The organism is Spinactinospora alkalitolerans (genome assembly GCF_013408795.1).
GTDB classification, from domain to species: domain Bacteria; phylum Actinomycetota; class Actinomycetes; order Streptosporangiales; family Streptosporangiaceae; genus Spinactinospora; species Spinactinospora alkalitolerans.
Genome location: NZ_JACCCC010000001.1, coordinates 589,552 through 608,509 on the forward strand (window position 1 = coordinate 589,552; position 18,958 = coordinate 608,509).

Annotated in this window: 19 protein-coding genes and 4 pseudogenes; 12 read left to right on the top strand and 11 right to left on the bottom strand. The window is 68.2% G+C overall.

Annotated features, from left to right (window positions below; genetic code table 11):
• Positions 1 to 134: 134 nt before the first annotated feature.
• Together HDA32_RS31675 and HDA32_RS02840 are read left to right on the top strand one after the other, a co-directional pair.
• On the top strand, positions 135 to 659 hold the full coding sequence (locus tag HDA32_RS31675) for a Crp/Fnr family transcriptional regulator (protein ID WP_312863012.1): 525 nt from the start codon (positions 135 to 137) through the stop codon (positions 657 to 659).
• A 267-nt stretch (positions 660 to 926) separates the two neighbouring features.
• The gene (locus HDA32_RS02840; protein ID WP_179641681.1) at positions 927 to 1,190 is read left to right on the top strand and encodes a thioredoxin family protein; all 264 of its coding nucleotides are present in this window, start codon (positions 927 to 929) and stop codon (positions 1,188 to 1,190) included.
• 541 nt (positions 1,191 to 1,731) lie between these two features.
• Here the strand turns inward: HDA32_RS02840 and HDA32_RS02845 are convergent.
• Positions 1,732 to 1,917, bottom strand: a complete 186-nt coding sequence (locus HDA32_RS02845; protein ID WP_179641682.1) for a hypothetical protein — start codon at positions 1,915 to 1,917, stop codon at positions 1,732 to 1,734.
• Positions 1,918 to 2,469: 552 nt separating this feature from the next.
• Positions 2,470 to 2,775: a hypothetical protein gene (locus tag HDA32_RS02850; RefSeq protein WP_179641683.1), complete on the bottom strand. Its 306-nt coding sequence runs from the start codon at positions 2,773 to 2,775 to the stop codon at positions 2,470 to 2,472.
• A 632-nt stretch (positions 2,776 to 3,407) separates the two neighbouring features.
• Here HDA32_RS02850 and HDA32_RS02855 point away from each other — a divergent pair.
• On the top strand, positions 3,408 to 3,746 hold the full coding sequence (locus HDA32_RS02855) for a four-helix bundle copper-binding protein (protein ID WP_179641684.1): 339 nt from the start codon (positions 3,408 to 3,410) through the stop codon (positions 3,744 to 3,746).
• A gap of 86 nt (positions 3,747 to 3,832) precedes the next feature.
• Here the strand turns inward: HDA32_RS02855 and HDA32_RS02860 are convergent, their stop codons facing one another.
• On the bottom strand, positions 3,833 to 4,273 hold the full coding sequence (locus tag HDA32_RS02860; RefSeq protein ID WP_312863013.1) for a MerR family DNA-binding protein: 441 nt from the start codon (positions 4,271 to 4,273) through the stop codon (positions 3,833 to 3,835).
• Between the two features lie 80 nt (positions 4,274 to 4,353).
• Between HDA32_RS02860 and HDA32_RS02865 the strand changes: the two genes are divergently transcribed.
• Together HDA32_RS02865 and HDA32_RS02870 are read left to right on the top strand one after the other, a co-directional pair.
• Positions 4,354 to 4,575 carry a heavy-metal-associated domain-containing protein gene (locus HDA32_RS02865; RefSeq protein WP_179641685.1) on the top strand — a complete coding sequence of 74 codons (222 nt, stop codon included), beginning with the start codon at positions 4,354 to 4,356 and terminating at the stop codon, positions 4,573 to 4,575.
• The gene (locus tag HDA32_RS02870; RefSeq protein WP_179641686.1) at positions 4,572 to 7,016 is read left to right on the top strand and encodes a heavy metal translocating P-type ATPase; all 2,445 of its coding nucleotides are present in this window, start codon (positions 4,572 to 4,574) and stop codon (positions 7,014 to 7,016) included. The genes HDA32_RS02865 and HDA32_RS02870 overlap by 4 nt, the downstream gene beginning before the upstream one ends.
• Positions 7,017 to 7,253: 237 nt before the next feature.
• On the opposite strand, the gene HDA32_RS02875 is transcribed toward HDA32_RS02870, so the two are convergent.
• Positions 7,254 to 7,835, bottom strand: coding sequence for a carboxymuconolactone decarboxylase family protein (locus HDA32_RS02875; RefSeq protein ID WP_179641687.1), 582 nt, complete (start codon positions 7,833 to 7,835; stop codon positions 7,254 to 7,256).
• Positions 7,836 to 8,100: 265 nt separating this feature from the next.
• Complete coding sequence (locus tag HDA32_RS02880; protein WP_179641688.1) at positions 8,101 to 8,445, bottom strand: hypothetical protein; 345 nt, start codon at positions 8,443 to 8,445, stop codon at positions 8,101 to 8,103.
• Between the two features lie 352 nt (positions 8,446 to 8,797).
• Here HDA32_RS02880 and HDA32_RS32020 point away from each other — a divergent pair, with 352 nt between their 5' ends.
• The 4 genes and pseudogenes from HDA32_RS32020 (at position 8,798) to HDA32_RS32025 (ending at position 10,843) form a co-directional block, all read left to right on the top strand.
• Entirely contained in the window at positions 8,798 to 9,034 is a 237-nt protein-coding gene (locus HDA32_RS32020; protein ID WP_179641689.1) for a hypothetical protein, read from the top strand.
• A gap of 104 nt (positions 9,035 to 9,138) precedes the next feature.
• Positions 9,139 to 10,017, top strand: a pseudogene (locus HDA32_RS02890) (IS5 family transposase).
• A gap of 34 nt (positions 10,018 to 10,051) precedes the next feature.
• Entirely contained in the window at positions 10,052 to 10,531 is a 480-nt protein-coding gene (locus tag HDA32_RS31685; protein WP_179641690.1) for an IS3 family transposase, read from the top strand.
• A 63-nt stretch (positions 10,532 to 10,594) separates the two neighbouring features.
• Positions 10,595 to 10,843: a DDE-type integrase/transposase/recombinase gene (locus tag HDA32_RS32025; RefSeq protein ID WP_376767010.1), complete on the top strand. Its 249-nt coding sequence runs from the start codon at positions 10,595 to 10,597 to the stop codon at positions 10,841 to 10,843.
• Here HDA32_RS32025 and HDA32_RS02905 read toward each other — a convergent pair.
• Positions 10,746 to 12,113 (bottom strand): annotated as a pseudogene (locus tag HDA32_RS02905) (IS30 family transposase); the annotation flags it as partial. The gene HDA32_RS32025 and the pseudogene HDA32_RS02905 sit on opposite strands and share 98 nt — an antisense overlap.
• A 73-nt stretch (positions 12,114 to 12,186) precedes the next feature.
• On the opposite strand from HDA32_RS02905, the gene HDA32_RS32210 reads away from it, so the two are divergent.
• On the top strand, positions 12,187 to 12,492 hold the full coding sequence (locus tag HDA32_RS32210; RefSeq protein WP_179641691.1) for an IS3 family transposase: 306 nt from the start codon (positions 12,187 to 12,189) through the stop codon (positions 12,490 to 12,492).
• A gap of 89 nt (positions 12,493 to 12,581) precedes the next feature.
• Here the strand turns inward: HDA32_RS32210 and HDA32_RS30455 are convergent.
• The 5 genes and pseudogenes from HDA32_RS30455 to HDA32_RS02935 form a co-directional block, all read right to left on the bottom strand.
• A pseudogene (locus HDA32_RS30455) lies at positions 12,582 to 12,810 on the bottom strand (transposase); the annotation flags it as partial.
• Between the two features lie 386 nt (positions 12,811 to 13,196).
• The gene (locus HDA32_RS30460) at positions 13,197 to 13,562 is read right to left on the bottom strand and encodes a transposase (protein ID WP_312863395.1); all 366 of its coding nucleotides are present in this window, start codon (positions 13,560 to 13,562) and stop codon (positions 13,197 to 13,199) included.
• The gene (locus tag HDA32_RS31690; protein WP_179641692.1) at positions 13,445 to 14,482 is read right to left on the bottom strand and encodes a transposase; all 1,038 of its coding nucleotides are present in this window, start codon (positions 14,480 to 14,482) and stop codon (positions 13,445 to 13,447) included. Before HDA32_RS31690 ends, HDA32_RS30460 begins: the two co-directional genes overlap by 118 nt.
• 637 nt (positions 14,483 to 15,119) lie before the next feature.
• A complete protein-coding gene (locus tag HDA32_RS02930) occupies positions 15,120 to 15,470 on the bottom strand; it encodes a hypothetical protein (RefSeq protein WP_179641693.1) in 351 nt (116 codons plus the stop codon).
• A 56-nt stretch (positions 15,471 to 15,526) separates the two neighbouring features.
• Positions 15,527 to 16,006, bottom strand: a complete 480-nt coding sequence (locus tag HDA32_RS02935) for an ANTAR domain-containing protein (RefSeq protein ID WP_179641694.1) — start codon at positions 16,004 to 16,006, stop codon at positions 15,527 to 15,529.
• A gap of 1,141 nt (positions 16,007 to 17,147) precedes the next feature.
• Here HDA32_RS02935 and HDA32_RS02940 point away from each other — a divergent pair.
• The gene (locus tag HDA32_RS02940) at positions 17,148 to 17,534 is read left to right on the top strand and encodes a hypothetical protein (protein ID WP_179641695.1); all 387 of its coding nucleotides are present in this window, start codon (positions 17,148 to 17,150) and stop codon (positions 17,532 to 17,534) included.
• Between the two features lie 508 nt (positions 17,535 to 18,042).
• A pseudogene (locus HDA32_RS30470) lies at positions 18,043 to 18,938 on the top strand (IS3 family transposase); the annotation flags it as partial.
• Positions 18,939 to 18,958: the final 20 nt, after the last annotated feature.

Consider the following 18,958-nt stretch of genomic DNA (forward strand, 5'->3'; position numbering starts at 1 on the left):
GCGGTTATCCGCCACGCCAAGGGCCCGGAGGGCGAGCACCCGCTCGTCCTCGCGGGGGCCGGTGCGGCGGTGGAACAGGCACGGACAAAGCCGGGAGGTCCTCACCGCAGTGCGTTCGCGGGTCTGTGGCTTTCGTGACCGTTAAGCGCGGCCGGGTGCGGCTGTTCCGGATGGTTGAGGACGGGCGCACCGTGACGACCGCCATTGCCGGGCCCGAGACCATCTTCGGTGAGACGAAGACGTTGGGTCTGCGGATGAACGGGGCCTGGGCCGAGGCGATGGGGCCCGGAATGCTCTGTCTGATGAGTGATGCGGACGTGCGTGGGCTGCTGCTGTCGGATCCGCGTATCGCCGCGCGTGTCGTCGAACAGCTCGGGCAGCGTTTGGCCGACTGCGAGCAGCGGTTGACCGACATGGTGTGCAAGAACGTCACCGAACGCACTGCCGGGACGTTGTGCACGCTTGCGGGGCCGGCGGGGGAGGGCGGCCGCCCGGTTTCCGTCAAGCTCACCCACGAGCAGCTCGCGCGGCTGACGGGCACGACCCGCGAACGCACTACCAAGGCGCTCGGTGATCTCGCCGGCCAGGGCCTGATCCGGTTGCGTCGGGGCAGCGTGCTGGTGCTCGATCCGGACGGTTTGCGCCGTGCCCGCGGCTGAGCGGAGAGACCCGGGAAACGCTCGCTGTTCGCCGACGCCCCCGGTCGGCCCGCTGTGCGTCGACAGGAGCGCGGTGCGGGGCGGACAGCGGAAGGCGGCGGGTGACGGAATCGGCGTTGTGTGACCGCGGATACCGAAGCGGTGCAGACCGGACCGCCAAGGTGGGAGCGGAGCGTCAGCAGGGGGATATCCCCTTTCCCAATTGGAGGTACGTCTCATGTCATCAACCGCGCGGTCCGGCTCGGATACCCGCAGTCGCCGCTCCGCGTGACCGTCCCCGTGCCGCTGCGGGTCTACATCGCGCCCGGGTGCGCGAGCTGCGGGCGGGCGCTCGACCTCGTCGCCCGGGCGCGACGGGAACGCCCCGGTCACCCGATCGAGGTGGTCGATCTTGCTGATTCCGCGGTTCTCGTGCCTGAGGCGGTGATCGGTACTCCGGTCTTCCTGATCGGTGATGAGGTTCTGTCTTTGGGGAATCCGTCGCTGGAGGAGTTGCTCGACGCGCTGGACCGTGCGGCCGGTGAGGAGTAGATGTAGTTGCTTGGTCGGAGTCCCGGGAAGCGGGGCGATCCCCGGGGACGCTGGGGGCCGCAGCCGGGTTGCGGCCGGGGGCGCAGCCCGGCCGCGGCCGGTTCGGTACCGGTGGTGATCGGAGCGAGGCGAGACAGAGCCAGGGGAGAGTAGTACGCGGCGCTGTCGGTCGGCGCGCCAAGTAATCCAGAGTCCGGTGTCGAGGACCACGACTGCGGCGCCAGGCCCTGCATCGCTTCGCCGCCCCACCCGCAGAACTACACGATCATGAAAGAAAGACGTCCGTTCCGTATCAATAACCGTTCCGATCGCCCAGCGAATGAGACTGGAAGGAACTCAGGAAACGTTGTCGCGGCCGGACGCGGATTGACCGGTGGCGTGTCCAATGTATCTGCGGCCAAAACGTTCGGGTACGTAGTCGACACCAGGCCGGTCACCACCACGGCGATGGCGAACAGATCTGCTCCGCTCTGCCCGAATCCCAGCACGTCGGACCAGAGAATAACGCTGGCCACGGCTGCTGTGAGACAGAAGGGGCCGGTCAACCAGCAGTGCAACCGTCCACATCGGAACGCGTTTGCCATGCATGTGCCCCCTGCAGAAGCCAGCCGGCCGCCCACAACCCCCAAGCAACGGGCGGATCGAGTAGGAAACCCGCCACCACCAACGCGAACGTGGTGACGACTACCGCCTGGCCGAGCCGATTACGGCCGAACAGATCATTCATGGAGCGCATTCCTCTCCTTGAGATCTTGCTCTCCGCTTACTTATGTGCTTTTTCGTACCGGATTCCCGCGGAGATCTCTCCCGCTTCCCAGACCAGTAGCGGACGTTCCAGCCGGAGGATTCATCACTGGTGGGCGTCTTTTTCGGAACTGAGTAGACCGAAGCGAGCGACAGACGGCATCGCCGCGTGTCCTGCGGTGAGGACGGGACAAGGCGTATGGCCGGCCCTCATTGGCGGCGGCGGTGGCTACCGGCGCGGTTGCATCGGGTCAGGGTGGTGTGGCTGTCGGCGGTCAGGGCGTGGGCGAGTGCGATGTGGTCGGCATCCGTAGGCGCGGCGGCCCTGGCGGCGGGCGGACTCCTCGTCTCGGTTGCTGTATTCGCTTGAGCGAATACTGTGCTGACAGAAACATCCGCGAAAGCGAATGGATTGAGATTGGCAGGGCAACGGCTTCGGCTGCTACTGAAACCCGACGGAATCCTGGCGGCGCCCGGCCACCCCCGATCCGCCGCAGCGGCCTGGCCGCTGGGAGAAGAACGCCTATGCGCCCAATCAGAGGGCGGTGTCCGCGCCAGGGGCCGGTCCGGTGGGGGCCCGCAGGTAGGAGTCCAGTCCTCGAAGCATGAGGTCGATTCCGATCGTGAACCGGTCGTCCATGCCGCAGTCCTCGCAGATCAGTAGCGCGGTCCGTACGAGGTTGTCGGAGGCGTTGTGGGGCAGCATGGCGGCGACGTATCGCGTGCGGCTCACCGCGTCGCCGCCGACGTCCGCTTGCGCCCAGGTCGGCTCGGCCAGAGCAAACCCGATTCCATGTGTGAAGACGGTGCGCAGTAGCGCGGCCGCGCACACCTCGGGCACCCCGTTGCGCGCATCATCCGCAGGACGGCTTCGCGCCCTCGCAATGCTCCTTCGAGGAGGGGCTGTCGACTGGTCGGCAGCGGCGCGGCCTGGGGAGCCGATGCATCAGGGCGCGCAGGGAGCGGGCCAAGGCCGTACGGCCTCACGCCAGTCGTCGGCTGCGGGCTCGCCCTCTCCTCTCACAGCACACTGACCATGCCGTCCAGAATGTCGTCCTTGTGGCGACGTACTTGTACAGCGACATCCCCTTGGCACCCAGCCGGGCGCCGAGCATACCGAGATGGTTGACCGCCATGGCCCAGCTCACCGCGACCCGACCGCGCCCTCGGCCGCGGGCCGCTTGAGGTGTGCGGCGTGGACGAAGGGGCGCCGCTACCTTGCCCATCGTCGGATTCTGTAGCCATTGTCGCGTTGCGATCGCCGGTCCCGATCCGGCGCTATAGAGCCGGGAGCGCCGGTGGAGTTGATTGGCCATTTGGTTCCGCATTGATCCGTGGCTGCTCTTGACCTTGTCGCGGGGGCAGGGTTTTAGCGTGCGGAGGTGTGGTCGGGTGCGCGTTGGTGTGTTTTCGCTGCTGGCGGGTAAACGGCCGCGTTGGCCAGTAAAGATCGGTGATCAGAGGGGGATGGTCATGGCGGTGGCAACGGTGGAGGAGCGCAACAAGGCGTGTGTGGATGCGTGCGCGGAGTGCCAGCAGGCGTGTGAGGCGTGCGCCTACACCTGTTGTGTCAACGACGGTGAGATGGCGCAGTGTGCGCGGTTGTGCCTGGATTGCGCGGCGATCTGCGCGTTGTGTGTGACGCTGCTGTCGCGGGGGTCGCGGTGGGCGGCGCGGGTGTGTGAGTTGTGCGCCGAGATCTGTGAGGCGTGCGCCGAGGAGTGCGAGAAGTACGACGCCCAGGCGTGTCGGGAGTGCGCGGCGGCGTGCCGGCGCTGCGCCGAGCAGTGCCGGGCGATGGCCTCGGCCTGATAAGCCTGCGCAAGGAGTGGGGGTGGGGACCGGCCGGTCCCCACCCCCCGCCGTCATTGTGCGGGTGCTGCCGCGGTGCGGGGGTCTCAGTCGGGGCCGGGGGCGGTTTCGATGATCCGGCAGATGGCGGCGTGGTCGCCTCGGCGCTGGTGCGCGCGGGCGGAGCGGCGCGCGCCGGTGAGGGTGCGGCGCAGTTGGCGCAGGTCGGCGAGTTTGCGGTCGATGTCGGCGATGTGGGCGTCCAGCAGGCCGGTGACCCGCTCGCACGGCGCATCACCGTGACGTTGCAGGTCGAGGACGTCTTTGATCTCGGCCAGGCTCAGCCCCAGGGTCTTGGCCTGGCGGATGAAGCACAGCACGCTCACGTCGGTGTCGGCGAAGAGGCGGTAGCCGGCCTCGGTGCGCTGCGCGGGCGGCAGCAGCCCTTTGGACTCCCACAGTCGCACCGCTTTGGCGCTCACCCCGGCCGCCTGGGCGGCGGCCCCCACGGTCATCTCCACGACGGTCTCCTCTGCGGCGATATCCACGCTTGACCTTGCCCTAAGGGCAAGGTTCTAGCGTATCTGAAGAACGCGAAACCGCACGTCGAAGCGGAGGAGAAGCAGCGATGGAGACCTTGGTGCTGCGAGTGAAGGGAATGTCGTGCGAGGGGTGCGCGAGCCGCATCGAGCGCGTGCTGCACCGCGTGGACGGCGTGCGCGGGGTGGTGGCCGACCACGTCTGCGGGCGGGTGGAAATCCGACTGAGCCCGGAGCTGGTCGACCGTAGCGTGCTGGCCGAGCGGATCGGCGCGGCCGGTTATGAGGTCGTGGAGGAGGCGAGCCGGTGAGTACCGCGGCCGATGAGCAGCCGCGGCTGTGGGCCTCGGAGCCCAGCACCACGCCTGGGCACCGGCGGATCCGGGCCCGCATCGCGGGCCTGCACTGCTCGCTGTGCACCGGCACGATCGAAAAGGCGCTGGGCCGCATGGACGGCGTAGGGCAGGTGTCGGTGAGCCTGACGCATGAGCAGGCGCTCATCGACTACGACCCGGGTGTGGTCGGGCCGGAGAAGATTCTGGGCACGCTGCGCGACGTCGGCTACGAACTGTATGACCCGCGCAAGCTGCGCCCGTTCGAAGAGGAAGAGGCCGACCTGGTCGCCGAGGGTCGGCGGCTGCTGGCCGCGGTGGCCGCGAGCCTGACCGCGATCGGGCTGATCGCCGAGGTCACCGGCATCTGGTCGGTGCTGGTGCCGCTGAGCGTGGTCGTGGTGATGGTGCCACTGGCCTACGCGCTGCTGCGCCCCACCGGGACCGGCAGGGCCCTGGCCGGTGCGCTGGCCATCGTGGCCCCCGGCCTGGCGGCACTGGTGCTGCGCGCCACCGGCGTGCTGGAGCAGCCCGTCATCGGGTGGCTGGCCGGAATCCTGGCCGTGGCGGTGGTGTTCGGGGTGGCCCCCCACATCCTGCGCATGGCGTACCAGTCCGCGCGCCGGGGGATTTTGAACCAGCACGTGCTGCTGGAGTTCGGCGCGTTCGCCGGGATCGCCGGCGGCGTGATCGGGTTGAGTGGCGTGCTGCCCGGCTACCCGACAGCGGCATTCTTCGCCGTGAGCGTGCTGGTGGCGAACTACCACATCTTCTCCGAATGGCTGTCGCTGCTGGTCAAGACCCGCTCCAGCCAGTCGATCAAGAAGCTTTTGGACCTGCAGCCCGACCTGGCCCGCCTGGTGAACACTGACGGCATCGAAACCGAGGTGGGCGTCGAGGACGTCGCTGTCGGGCAGCAGGTGCGGGTGCGGCCCGGCGAACGCATCCCGCTGGATGGGCGCATCGCCTCCGGACACTCCGCCATCGATCTGTCCCTGGTGACCGGGGAGCCGGTGCCAGCCGAACGCGGCCCCGGCCAGGAGGCGGTGGGCGGCGCGATCAACGGCACCGGAAGCCTGCTCATCGAGGTCACCGCGACCGGCGCCGAGGGGTTTTTGGCCCAGGTGGTGCGCCACGTGGAAGATGCCCGCGCCCTCAAACCCGGCATCCTGCACCTGGTCGATCGGGTGCTGCGCGTCTACACCCCCGCCGTGCTCACGATCTCGGCGCTGGCGCTGTCGGCCTGGCTGGCCGGCAGCTGGATCTGGGCCGGAGAGCCCGATGTGCGCCGCGCGGTGTTTGCCGCCCTGGCCGTGCTGGTGATGGGCTATCCGTGCGCGGTCGGGATCGCCGCGCCGCTAGCGATCGTGCGCGGCACCGGCGCTGCCGCCGATTCCGGCATCGTGATGCGCACCGGAGAGGCGTTCCAGACCTTCCGGCTGGTGCGGCGTATCGCCCTAGACAAGACCGGCACCCTCACCGTCGGGCGGCCCACTGTGCGCGCCGTCGAGGCCGTCGACGGCGACGTCGGTGAGCTGCTGCGCCTGGCCGCGGCCGCTGAAGCCCACTCCGAGCATCCGCTGGCCCGCGCCATCGAGGCCGCCGCCCACGCCCGCGGCCTGGCCGTGGGCGAAGCCGCGGAGTTCACCTCGCTGACCGGCTCCGGCGTGCGGGCCCGTGTGGACGGCCGGGCAGTGCTGGTGGGCCGGCCCGGGCTGCTCACCGAGGAAGGGATCGACACCAGCGCCCTGGCAGCGCGCATCGACCAGCTCCAAGCCGCCGGACACACCGTCATCGCCGTGGCCGTCGACACCACCGCCCTGGGGGTGATCGCACTGGGCGATGAGCTGCGCCCCGACGCCGCCGAGGCCGTAGCCGCCATGCGCCGCATCGGCCTGGAGCCGATCATGGTGACCGGCGACAACGAGCCCGCCGCCCGCCGCATCGCCGCCCGGCTGGGGATCACCCGGATCCACGCCGAGGTGCGACCCGCAGACAAGGCCGCCATCGTGCGCGAGCTGCAGGACGGCGGCACCCGGGTGGCCATGGTCGGCGACGGCATCAACGACGCCCCCGCCCTCATGCAGGCCGACGTGGGCATCGCGGCCGGCGGCGGCACCGACATCACCGTGGAATCGGCCGACATCGTGCTGCTGCATGGCGAGGTCGCAGCCGTCCTGCAGGCCCGCGACATCAGCCGCCGCTCCTATGGGCGCACCCGCGCCAACGTCGCGCTCGCCTTCACCTTCAACGGCATCGGCGTCCCCCTGGCCACCACCGGACTGGTCTATCCGGTGTGGGCGATGATCGCCATGGCCGCCTCCGTCACCGCCATCTTCCTCAACTCCATCGGCACCCGCCCCCGGCTGCTGACCGATGCCATCGCCAGCGTGGGCCGATCCGGCCCCAACCAGGCCTGAACCACTCACAACGCCCCCCCGGCCTGCCCCAGGCCGGGGGGCGGGGCCGCCTCGCCGAGCGCCCGTACCAGCCCACCCGGGTGAGAACCCTGTCGCCGTTGCCGCTGCTTTCCACTCAAGATCACCCGCCGCCCGGCAGCGGGCAAAACCTTTTCACGCCTCCATCACTACCCAGGAGTCTTCGCTTTTCGTGCTCTGCGGTACCGGCCGCGGGACCGGTATCAGCCGCAGTGGCGGTCACTCTGGTGCCGTATCAGCGGCTGTACCGTGGTTCGTGGCCGTGGCGGATGCCACGCCGGCGTAGCCGGACTCGCCGCTCAGCCGGGTGGCGGCCGCGGTGAAGTAGGAGTCGCCTGCGGTGACCCCGAGCCCCTCGACCAGCCGGTTCATGAAGTTGAACAGCGCGCACACCGATACGGCATCGTGGAGGGCGTGCTCGTCCCATCCGGCGGCGTAGACGTCCTCGGCGTCGGTGGGGGTGATGCGGCTCGGCGTCAAGGTGAGCTTCCGGGCGTAGTGCAGTACCGGCCGCATGGGCGCCTCCACCTCAGCGGTGTCGATGTCGGCCAGCAGCTCCGAAAGCAGGCCCTCTTCGACGCCGAAGGCATGAGCGGTGGCGGTATGCACCCCGTGGCAGTAAGTACAGGCGTTGAGGCCGGAGACGTAGGCGGCGATCAATTCCCGCTGGGCCACACTGAAGGGTGAGGGGCCGCGCAGCAGCGCCTGATGGTAGTCCAGCAGCGGCGCTGAGGTGTCGGGGAACGCCCGCAGCACGTGTGGCAGTGCGGCGTCGTGGGGAAGCGATCGCAGATATGTCATGTGCACCTCCGTGCGAACAGGAAATCATCACATCCGTGGTCCGTCGATATCCGGTTCGCGGGACCGGGGACCCTGTGTCCTGTTCACGCCGCACCGGACACGTCAGCCACAGTCCCTTTCTCCGTACTGGGCTCATGCACCCAGGCCGCGGGCAAAACAGCCGCGAGTAGTCCTCACCCGAAAGGACCCACCGGAAACGCCCGGTGGGTCCTTCCTCGACCGGCGCCCCACGCATCAGGGGCATCGCGGCCCGGACGCCGGCTTGCTACAGGATGCCGAGCACTCCGAGCCCCAGCAGCCCGTCGTCGTAGAATTCGCCTTCGTCGTAACCGTCGTCGTAGAAGTCGTCTTCGTCGTAGCCGACCTCGGAGTTGGTCTCGTAGGAGGCCGCTCCTTCCGCGTCGGCTTCCGCGCCGCTTTCGTTGTAGGAGACATCGCCGTCGCCATCGGCGCTCACGCTGAGGTCATAGGAGCTGGCCCCTTCCGCGCTCACGCTGGCGTTGCTCTCCTCGTACTCGGTGCCGGCCATGGCGACGGCCGGAGCGGACAGCACGAGTGTCGGCGCGGCGATTCCCGCGATCGCGAGACGGCGCATAGCAGTAGCGGTCATCTGTTTCATCCCCCTTTTTTGCGGTATGTCCCCTCATTGGCACGGCGCCGCCCGCAGCGGCGCCCGGGGCGGATTGCCACGCCGCGAAGAGCAGAGCCTTGGCCGGGGAAACGGCTGAGCTTCGGCAGGACATGGACTGCCGGACCGTTCCTGGCCGGCGAGGCCTCCCCATGTCTGCCTTGCGGCGCCACACCGGATCAACCCGGTGCACAATCCAAACAATCACCGCGGATGGCGCACCTGCGAAACAAATGTCAGTGGAATTACACTGCTGTGCGAAGGGTGATGTTGCTTCGGTTCGGTTGACAGGTGTCCGCTTTCGGGTGCTTTGTCACCGAACAAGGAGATTGCAGTGCCCAGAACCCGCCCCACGTATCCGTCGGAGTACCGCGAGCACATCATCGAGCTCGCCCGTACCGGCCGTACCCCCGAGGAGCTCGCCCGCGAGTTCGAGCCCTTCGCCCAGACCATCCGCAACCGGATCGCCCAGGGCCGGATCGACGTCGGCCAGCGCCCGGGGCTGACCAGCCAGGAGAAGGCCGAGCTAGGGCTTGTATCGAAGTCGGATGTGATGTCCTACCTCGACTGAGCACTGTCCGGCGTGTCGGTTCCCGGAAATGAGCGAGGTCTCCGGTAAAGGGTTCATCGACCAAGAAGAACCTGAAGACCGGAGACCTCGTGGACACCCTACCGGTGGCGGGGCGGTTCGACCTGACGGACGCGCAGTGGGCGGCACTGGAACCGCTGCTGCCCCGGCCTTCGCGGTCGGGCCGACCGTCGTTGTGGAGCAAACGGCAGTTGATCAGCGGAATCCGCCGGCGAGTGCGTACCGGTGCGCCATGGTGGGACATGCCGATGGCGTATGGATCGTGGGCGGCGGCCTATGCGCTGTTCCGTCGATGGCAGCGGGCAGGCGTGTGGCAGCAGGTTCTGGCCTCGTTGCAGGCACTGGCCGATGCGGACGGGCGCCTCACCTGGGACGTCAGCGTGGACTCCACGACCGTTCGGGCCCACCAGCACGCCGCGGGGGCGCCTAAAAGGGGGATCTGCAGGCCGAGCCGCCGGGCGGGACGGTCGCCGAGCCCGGTGACCACGCGTTGGGCCGCTCGCGGGGCGGGCTGACCACGAAGCTGCACTTGGGCTGCGAGCAGGGACAAAAGCCACTGGCGATCGTGCTGACCGCGGGCCGGCGTGGCGACAGTCCGCAGTTCGTGCCGGTGCTGACCGGTGTCTGTGTGCCGCGGCCGACCGGTGGCCGGCCCCGTACCCGTCCCGATCGTGTCCTGGCAGATAAGGCGTACACGTCCAAGGCCAACCGGGCCCACCTGCGTCGCCGGGGGATCCGAGCGACCGTTCCGACCAAGGCAGACCAGGATGCGAATCGGCGTAAGAAGGGGGGCGAAGGGCGGTCGGCCACCGGCCTTTGACCGGGAGGTCTACAAGCAGCGTCACGCCGTGGAGTGCGGTATCAACCGACTCAAACGCCATCGCTGCGTGGCCCCCCGCTACGACAAGCTCGCTGTGCGATACGAGGCCACCGTCCACATCGCCGCGATCAACGAATGGCTCTGACTGACTTCGACACAGGCCCTAGCCCGGCTGCGCCGTGAGAACAAGCAGTTGCGCGAGGAGCGCGAGATCCTGCGCAAGGCCGCGGCTTTCTTCGTCCGGGAGACCAGTCGGTGATGTTCCGACTGATCGACGAAGAAAAGACGCGCCACTCCGTCTCCCTGATGTCCCGGCTGCTGGGTGTGTCGCGGCAGGGCTATTACAAGCACCACCACCGAACCCAGGACGGCCCCACGGCCAAGGAGCGATCCGACACCGACCTGGCGGGCGCATCCAGGCCCACCACAAACGCTCCCGCGGCACCTACGGGGCTCCCCGCCTCCAGGCCGACCTGGCCGAGCTCGACGGGCTGCGGGTGGGACGCAGCCGGATCGGCCGGCTGATGCGCGCCCATGGCCTGGCCGGGGTGCACCGCCGCACCGGACGCAAAAGCCTCATCCGCGCCGACTCGATGGCCACAGCTCCGCCGGACCTGGTCGGCCGCGACTTCACCGCTGATGCCCCCAACGTCACATAGACCGCCGACATCACCTACGTGCCCACCGATCAGGGGTGGCTCTACCTGGCGGTGGTGGTGGAGGTGTTCTCGCGCCGGATCGTGGGCTGGGCGATGGCCGGGCACATGCGCACCGCACTGGTGTGTGACGCGTTGGCCATGGCGGTGGCCGCTCGCCGCCCCTCCCCGGGGCTGGTCCACCACTCTGGCAAGGGGTCGCAGTCCGGACGCAACCGGTCGTCGCGACACTGGCTTCCTGGACCGATGGTAGATGTTCGTTCAGGGCTTCGGCAGGTGTCTTCCAACCGAGGGCTTTGCGGGGTCTGTTGTTGAGTGCGAGAGCAACGGCCTGGAGTTCGTCGGCATCCCATCGCGACAGGTCTGTGCCCTTGGGGAAGTACTGGCGCAGCAGTCCGTTGGTGTTTTCGTTCGTGTCCCGTTGCCAGGGGCCGTGCGGGTCGGCGAAGTAGACCTGCAGCCCGGTGTCGATGCGGGTTGGGCATGCCGGACCGGCTCCTTGCCGCGGTCCCAGGTCAGCGAGCGGCGTAGTTGCTCGGGCAGCGTGGTGATCGCACCGGTGATTGCGGCCTTCACGGCCTCGGTGCCGCGGCCGGCCGGCGTCGGGCCGTTCTTCACCTGCGGCTCGACGCCGTAGCCGTCGAGCCGCGGCAGGTGCAGCAGCATGGTGAACCGGGCCGTGCGCTCCACGAGCGTGCCGATCGCGGAGCGGCCGGTGCCGATGATGAGGTCGCCCTCCCAGTGGCCCGGGACCGCGCGGTCCTCGGCCTCGGCGGGCCGCTCGCTGATCATCACCTCAGGTGTGACGTGACCGCTGGCGCGCTGTCGGGAGCGTGCTCGCAGAACACGCAGCGCACGCCCGGTACGCAGGCAGGCGACCGGTTCGCGTTTGAGCGCTCCGCGCCCCTGGATGCAGAGAGCCTGACAGGCCGCCTCGTGCGAGATCCGCATGGAGTCATCATCGGGGAAGTCGGCCTTGAGTCGGTTCGAGATCTGCTCCGGACTCCACGCCGCTGCCCAACGCCGGTCTTGATGACGGGGCTTGTTCCGCCCCTTCCACTGCGGTTCCTGCGGCCCCACCACCGGCGTCCCGTCCGGGCACCGGATCTCCCCGGCCGGCCGGTCCCGCACGTAGTTGCGCAGCCGCTCGTTGGCGGCCGGCTTCGCAGGTTTCGGGCCCGCGCCATCAGCTCCGCCTTCCACTGCGCGGTCGAGGCCCGGTAGTCGAGCCGTCCGCCACGCGTGGCCGCGTTGCGCCGCAACTCCCGGGAGACGGTCGACGGCGACCTGCCCAGCCGGCGCGCGATCTCGCGGGCTCCTTCGCCCTGGGCCTTGAGCAGCGCGATCTCCTCGCCTTCTGCAAAGACAGGTACCTGCCCGATAGCGGGCTGAGCTGGATCGACGCCATGCCGCCACGCTCGCGGAACCACCGTGAACCGACCGGCCCCGACACCCCGCACGCGATCGCCGCGTCCCCGCTGGTCAGCCCCTCGGCGATCGTCACCCAGAACGCCCGCTCCACGTCCCGACGAATCGGAGGCCGCCCCGGCGAACGCATCGCCGGACGCACCGTCAACGCCGTCATCCACCCCGCCGGCCTTCCCACGCAACACCTCCACGATCAAGTGCTGCGACGACCAATCGAATCCACCCAGTATATGAATCTGGCCTTCGGCCGCCGCTGCGCTGAGGCCGGCATCCGCCCCTCCACCGGGCGCAGTGGGTCGTGTTTCGACAACGCGGTCACCGAGAGCTTCTTCGCCTCCCTGGAGACCGGACTCATCGACCGCACGGCCTTTGCGACCCGCGCCGAGGCGAAACAGGAGGTGTTCTCCTACATCGAGGGGTTCTACAACCCCCATCGGCGACACTCGGCCAACGGCCAACTCAACCCGGCCGAGTACGAACGCCGCCACACCAAAGCGGCCCGACAGGAGCCCGAAGTGCTGCCTGAGACCGCGTAAAACCCCAATTCACAGGCGTCTACCGAACCGAAGCAACATCACTTGTCCAGCAGCACCTGCTCCAGCTTCTCCCACACCCCGGCCTACTACCACTCGCGCAACCGCCGCCAGCACCTCACCCCGGAGCCGAACCCCAGCTCCTGAGGCAGGAAGTCCCATTGGATCCCGGTATAGAGCACGAAAGGACGATCTGCAGCGTCTTGCGGTCATCGATGCGCCTTCGGCCCGGATGCCCATAGGGCCGATACGGCCGGGGATCAGCGGCTCGATCAGACCCCGCAACTCATCACTGACCTCCCACGGCTTGGGACGCGACATCCCTCGCTCCTCACCGTCGACGGCTACAGCTCCACCCCCGCGCCTCGCCACACCACCCAATCTGAAACGCCCCCAAGGCCCTGCCCTGACCGCACAGACACGAACAGACCACCTTCAGACCCCCATCACCATGGCGAAACGGGTAGTCGGTGAAGCGCGGCAGGAGCTGAGGGCGTTGGCGAATCCGTCAATGGTGTCGGCGGCGGACCACTGGGCAGGACCGGACCCGCTCGCTTCACGCGGCCGCTCTTATCTCAGCCGATCCCTGCATCCGCTGGATACCGGCTGAGCCGCCGCATGCACAACAGCGCCACGCCCGCTCGGCTGTCGCCGACGCGTGAATACTGGCTCTGGCACGGATTCGGTGAAGCCTGGCTCTTCTCCGATCAGGCGGCGAGCAGCACGCGCTTGCGCAGCAGGTCCGGGTTGGCGCGCCCATACATCTGCCGCTTCAGCATCTTGAGCCGGTTGACGTGGCCTTCGACCACGCCGGAGCTGTGCGGCAGCGTCAGCCCGGCCACGACGGCGTCCCAGTCGCGACCCAGACCGCGGACGAAGGAGTCGAGTTCGGGGATCTGCTCGCCCCGGGCCGCCTTCGTCCACTCGTCCAGCCGGTGGCCCTGCCGGTGGGCCATCATGCGAGCGAAGCCCTGAATACGCTCGCTGAGACGTTCAAGTTCGGGGCAGGCGTCCAGGACTGCTTTGAGCTGGAGTTGCTGCTCGTGTTCGAGGTGGTCGGGGTGGCTGAGGATCCAGGCGGTGACCTGGCGGACGGTGGGCGGCTGGGCGGGTTCGGGCGCAGGCACTGACTGGCCGCGCCAGGGGCGGATGTGGTCGCGCACGCTCGCATAGCTTCCCCATAGCCCTGCTGTTGGAGTTCGTCCCAGAGCACGACGGCGTTGGTGCACTCGTGGGCGAAGCGTTCGCGCAGGTAGGCGTCGTAGCCAGCCACCTGCCGGGGGCGTTTGCCGGTGCCGTCGTGGGCCAGCAGCTCCTCGGCTGTGGCGGCGCGGGCGAAGCGGCGCACAGTGTTGCGCGCGAGGTCGAGTTCGCCGACGATCTCGGTGATGGTGCGTCCCTGAGCCAGCAGGTTGTGGACCTGTCGGTGGCGTCGGCGGGTGCGCTCGGCCAGCGGCCCCTGCCTGATTCCGGGAGACTCGGCCGGCGGTGTTGTCGGTGCCGGTTCGGGCGTGGTGCGGGGCAAGTCCCGGCGGTGGCGGGCGACGGCGCGCTCCACGGCCGCGGCGAGGTTCTGCCACAGGTGGAACCGATCGGCCACCTGCACCGCCTCCGGGGCGCCCTGGGCGATGCCGTCGGCATAACCCCCGGCCCGGTCCCGGCAGACGACCTCCACCCCGGGGTGCTGGATGAGCCACTCCTTGAGGGCCTGGGCCGAGCGCTCCGGCAACAGCTCCACCGGGCGCCGGGTCTGGGCATCGACCAGCAGGGTCCCGTAGACATGGCCCTTGCGCAGGGCGAAGTCATCGACGCCCAGGACCCGGGGGACGCAGACCTCGGGCTCGCGTTCGGCGCGCACCTGGCGCAGCAGCGTCATCCGGCTCACGGCCGCGGCCACCCGCGCTGCCAGGCGTGCTCCGGCGCGCCCGCCCAGCGCCATGCCGATGCCGGCGAGCACGTCGCTCAGCCCCCGGCTGCGACGGGCGTGCGGCACGGTCAGACCGGATCGATCCGCAGACCGGCCAGGTGCGGGAAGAGCAGCGTGAAGAGGGAGGAGAGCGACACCCCGCATCATCGCGGGATCGGACCGACATCCGCAGGCGATTCACCGGATCCGTGCCAGAGCCCATTCTCAAGCGACGTTGACATCGGCGAGTTCCCAACCGTTTCGCCCCGTGTCGATGTAATGTCACCTGTACTGGCCACAGGCACTCTCCAGGTATGGGCAACCTCCGGTTTCCATGATCCGTCAGAGCCTGCTTTGACCGGGCGCGCTGGTGCCATGCGTGATACACGCTGCGTGCGGCGGGCGCTACTCGTGGCCGGTTGGTTCCGCGTCAACGGGCGGATTGATGCGGACGGCTGATCTGCCGGCGCGGGCTGGTGCGCGCGGCAGCATGGGGCGGCGCGGCTCAAGGCCGGGCGCCGCCCCATGACAGATCGGGAGCGTTGAGGGAGTATCTGGACGCCTCGGAGCATCGTTTTCAGGACATGAGGGGCCGTACGCTGCCGACGCGGCTGCGGCCCCTCAAATGTCCCCGCATCGTTCCTGCCTGACCGCCCGGCTTGGAAAACCGCGCCGACGGTCCCACATGACAGATCCGGATACCCGTTCAGCCAGCAGCACACGCTCACCCCGACTGCTTGAACGCGTGCGCTATAGCGGTGTGCGAATGAGTGTCACCTGGCTGCCGACCAGGCGGGTCGCAGTGGTTTCTGCCGGTAGCGGCCATGACCGCCCCGTCTTTCGTGGCACGGCTGGTCACCTGCTGCTGCAGACGCTTCTCAGCAGCACGGGCGGCATAGTAGACCTGAGCGCGTTCAGCATCGTTGATGGTGGAGATCGTGACCCATCCCTGACGTCTCAAGGCAGTGGTGAGCACATCGACCAGCGTTGTGAAAGCGTCCTTCTCAGTCAGCGACCGCGAGGCTGCCGAGGAAGGCATGGGATAGACCTTGCCGCGGCCGCTGCTGTCCGACATACCCGTACTCCTCCCAAAAGTGGTGGCCGATCACTTCACGATGTCCGGCTTCGCGGTCAGGGCTGCCGGGGCCGGGGCACGGCGTACGGGAGGAGGGTACGGCCGAAGCGCTGAGGGTTCTGAGCCGAATCGCAGCCTTTTCCGCTCGCGAGCCATGGAAGTATTGGTGGCGTGGTCGAGGAGCCGGTGCCGTCGCCATGGTGCCGCTTGGCCGCGTTCAGCTCGGTGGCGATCGTGTGGCGGATCTTCGAGGAAAGAGCGCTGCCTTCGAAGGTTCTGACACCGTCGGGGCCGGCGACGATCTCTGCCGCGACGTCGCACAGCTTGATTCCGGTGTTCTGAGAGATACGGGCGATGCTTTGCCGCGCGGCTTCTGCATCGCATTGGCGCACGGCCATGACGGCCCCTATGGCCTGATCGATGGTGGCCCTTGACCCCAAAGCGCCATAGAGATCGATGATCCGCTGCTGCAGCCCCGCGATTTCCGCTGTCAGCGCCTCTGCGGACAGATCTCTCCTTTTTCGTTGGTAATCCATGCCGTCCCCTTTACGCACGCCTTCCTCTACCCGACTGGTCTCAGGCTAAAGACAAGCAAATCCCATGCTGCCACCAGCTCGCCGACATCGCGGTACATCTCTCGGCGCTTCACCAAAACGCCGTATCCGGTCTGCGCCGCTGCGTCTCTACACGATCAGCCGAGCCGGCTGGACGAGCCGGACGATGTGGTGAAGGAGGGGGCGACGTGTGAGAACAGGCTCTGGCCCGGATTCCGTGCATCCGCACCGGTAGGAGGGCGTCCGGCCAGTGCGTTGGGCGTTGACGGGGCTGGCGCCCGACGCATTGGCGGTCGCGCTCCGCCGCTACCTGCACGGCCGACGACACCTTCCACCCCGAACAGGGCGCGTTCGACGGGCTCACGCCCAAAGAGCGGTACCAGCTCATCAGCCTGCCATGCACCAGTAGTACTTCGTTGAACCAGGGCTTGCCGGTGACCGCGTGCAGGCTGCCTCATCGGCACAAGGTCTTCTTTCCTAAAGCGCCACACCACTGTCGGGCCGCTCCGGTCGATGCGTCCACGGCCTCGAGAAGAAGGTGCCATCGACCGTCCATGCTTTGGGTGAGATCGCCGCGCTGGTCTTGATCGCAATGTGTCGCTGCGCAGAGGCGTGGCCCACGGTGACTGGTCGACGGACTGCCGCAGGGCCTGCCATGTCGCTGCCGGGCAGACGGATCCCATGGGCTGAATGGAATTGCGGCACCCATCCGGTATCAGCCTGCGCAGGTAGCACTGGCTCCAGGCGCAGCTGTCTCTGCGGAAGACGAAGACCTCAGCGCAGAACGCCTCAAGGTCGGCCCTTACCTGCTCGCCCTCGGCCGGCTCCGCAACCCCATCCTCCGGGCTCGACGTGAGATTTCAGAACACAGCGGAGTGCCACGACACCCGTGCCGCATTTGGTTGTGGTCACATTTGGGCAGTAAATTCCGGCCCATCCGCCGCAATAGTATTTTTTATCTATTGGGTGATTACGCTCAGTTTTTGCATGGAGGGTTCGGGTATCTGGGGAACTACGGACCGGTGGCCTTGCCCAATTCGGCCGGAGCCGTGTTGCAGATGAGTGAGCCGCCGGAGCCGGGCCTGGCGGAGCGTCAGGCCGTCGTATCAGGAGAGGGAAACCAATGAAGAAGACTCTGTGCCGCATCGCCGCCGCCGGCGCCGTTGCGCCCGCGCTCGCACTCTCGGCGCCGGCCGCCGCGATGGCCGACGTCTTCTACCACGAGCACTTCAGTGCGGCAGGCGAGGACGGGGCGTTCTCTTACGAGGTCGAATCCTCCGCCAACGGCGGCTACAACGGCGACTACGGCGGCTACAACGGCGACCGTGCGGACAACGGCGACGACTACGGCAACGGCGACTACAACGGCAACGGCGACAACGGTGACTACGGCGACAACGGTGACTACGGCGACAACGGCGACAACGGCGGCGTCTTCTTCAGCGAGTCGGCCGAGATCGCCACTGAGGACGGCGCCGCCTCCTACGAGGTCGAAAGCGGAACCGACTAGCAACGGCGCGCGGAACCGGTGATCCCAGCCGATCCGCATTCAAAGGCGCGCCGACCGCTCTTCCGCTCTTCGGTATCCAGGCCGGTGCGCGTCGAGGTCCCGCCCGTCACGAGGGCGGGACCTCCCACCAAGGCCCGATGTCGGGCATGCCGACACCACGATCCCGTCAACCGGAGTCACCACCATGGGCCGGGACCCTTCGAAGAAGGCAGGGACGCAAGACGGCTCTGCGCCGGATCTGCCAGAGCCGATCTCGCGGGTGCGCAGGACGAGCAGGATTTCATCGTCGGAAGCGTTGAGCCTCCTCTCCGGGAGTCCGTCGCAGAAGGCGCCGATTGGTTCTCGGATGAGGAGGATGGCCTGTGCACAGCCGGACCATGCCCTGCCCAATCAGCTCGTGGGCCTTCCCCCCGAGTAGTGGACATCTCCGACAATGAAGACAGAGGAGGAGTCCATCCACATGGTCATGAAGGTCTAGCCGGCTGAGTTCAAGGACGACGCGGTTGCCCTGTATCGGTCTCGGCCTCGCTGCACGATCGCCGAGGTCGCCGAGGAGCTGGGCGTCAACCGCGAGACGCTGCGCAACTGGATCCGCAAAGACGAGGAGGCACGCTCAGCCGGCACCGCCCCGGTCCCGCCCCGCTCGGGTGCCGGGACCGCTGCGGGAGCCCAGCAGAGCCTGGGACAAGAGAACAGGCGGCTGCGCGCCCAGGTCGCCGAGCTGGAGAAGGAGCGCGAGATCCTGCGCAAAGCAGCCGCCTATTTCGCCGGAGAGATGAGGCCGCGAGCCGCTTCGGTTTCGTCGCCGACCACCACGACGCCTACGGCGTCAAGCGGCTGTGCCGGGTCCTGGGACTGGCACGCTCCTCCTTCTAGGGCTGGAAGAAGCGCCGGAGCGCGCAAGCGCAGCGCGCTGCCCGGGATGCCGAGCTGACGGCCCGAATCCGCGCCGTCCACGACGACGACCCCTCCTACGGGGCACCGCGGATCACCGCCGAGCTGCGCGAGCAGGGCTATGAGGTCAACCACAAACGGGTCGAGCGCCTCATGCGCGAGGCCGGGGATCGAAGGCGTGCACCTGCGCAGGAAGGTCCGCACCACCGTGCCCGCCCCCTGTGACCAGGTGGCGCCCGACCTGGTGGGCCGCGACTTCACCGCTGATGCGCCCAACACCCGCTACGTCGGCGACATCACCTACCTTCCGTGGACGGGGGCCGGTTCCTGTACCTGGCCACCGTCATCGACCTGTACTCGCGCCGGCTGGCGGGCTGGTCGATCGCCGACCACATGCGCACGTCCCTGGTGAGCGACGCCCTGGAGGCCGCGGCGCGCGAGCGGGGATCCCTGCGTGGTGCGGTGTTCCACTCCGACCACGGCGCCCAGTACACCTCGGCCGCCTTCGCCGCCGGGTCTGTCAAGTTAAT

Excerpts from the sequence above, each read along its gene's own strand:
- HDA32_RS02845 (WP_179641682.1), bottom strand. The coding sequence starts at position 1,917 with ATGAATGATCTGTTCGGCCGTAATCGGCTCGGCCAGGCGGTAGTCGTC.
- HDA32_RS02855 (WP_179641684.1), top strand. The coding sequence starts at position 3,408 with ATGGCGGTGGCAACGGTGGAGGAGCGCAACAAGGCGTGTGTGGATGCG.
- HDA32_RS02865 (WP_179641685.1), top strand. The coding sequence starts at position 4,354 with ATGGAGACCTTGGTGCTGCGAGTGAAGGGAATGTCGTGCGAGGGGTGC.
- HDA32_RS02875 (WP_179641687.1), bottom strand. The coding sequence starts at position 7,835 with ATGACATATCTGCGATCGCTTCCCCACGACGCCGCACTGCCACACGTG.
- HDA32_RS02880 (WP_179641688.1), bottom strand. The coding sequence starts at position 8,445 with ATGACCGCTACTGCTATGCGCCGTCTCGCGATCGCGGGAATCGCCGCG.
- HDA32_RS32210 (WP_179641691.1), top strand. The coding sequence starts at position 12,187 with ATGAATCTGGCCTTCGGCCGCCGCTGCGCTGAGGCCGGCATCCGCCCC.
- HDA32_RS02930 (WP_179641693.1), bottom strand. The coding sequence starts at position 15,470 with ATGTCGGACAGCAGCGGCCGCGGCAAGGTCTATCCCATGCCTTCCTCG.
- HDA32_RS02935 (WP_179641694.1), bottom strand. The coding sequence starts at position 16,006 with ATGGATTACCAACGAAAAAGGAGAGATCTGTCCGCAGAGGCGCTGACA.
- HDA32_RS02940 (WP_179641695.1), top strand. The coding sequence starts at position 17,148 with ATGAAGAAGACTCTGTGCCGCATCGCCGCCGCCGGCGCCGTTGCGCCC.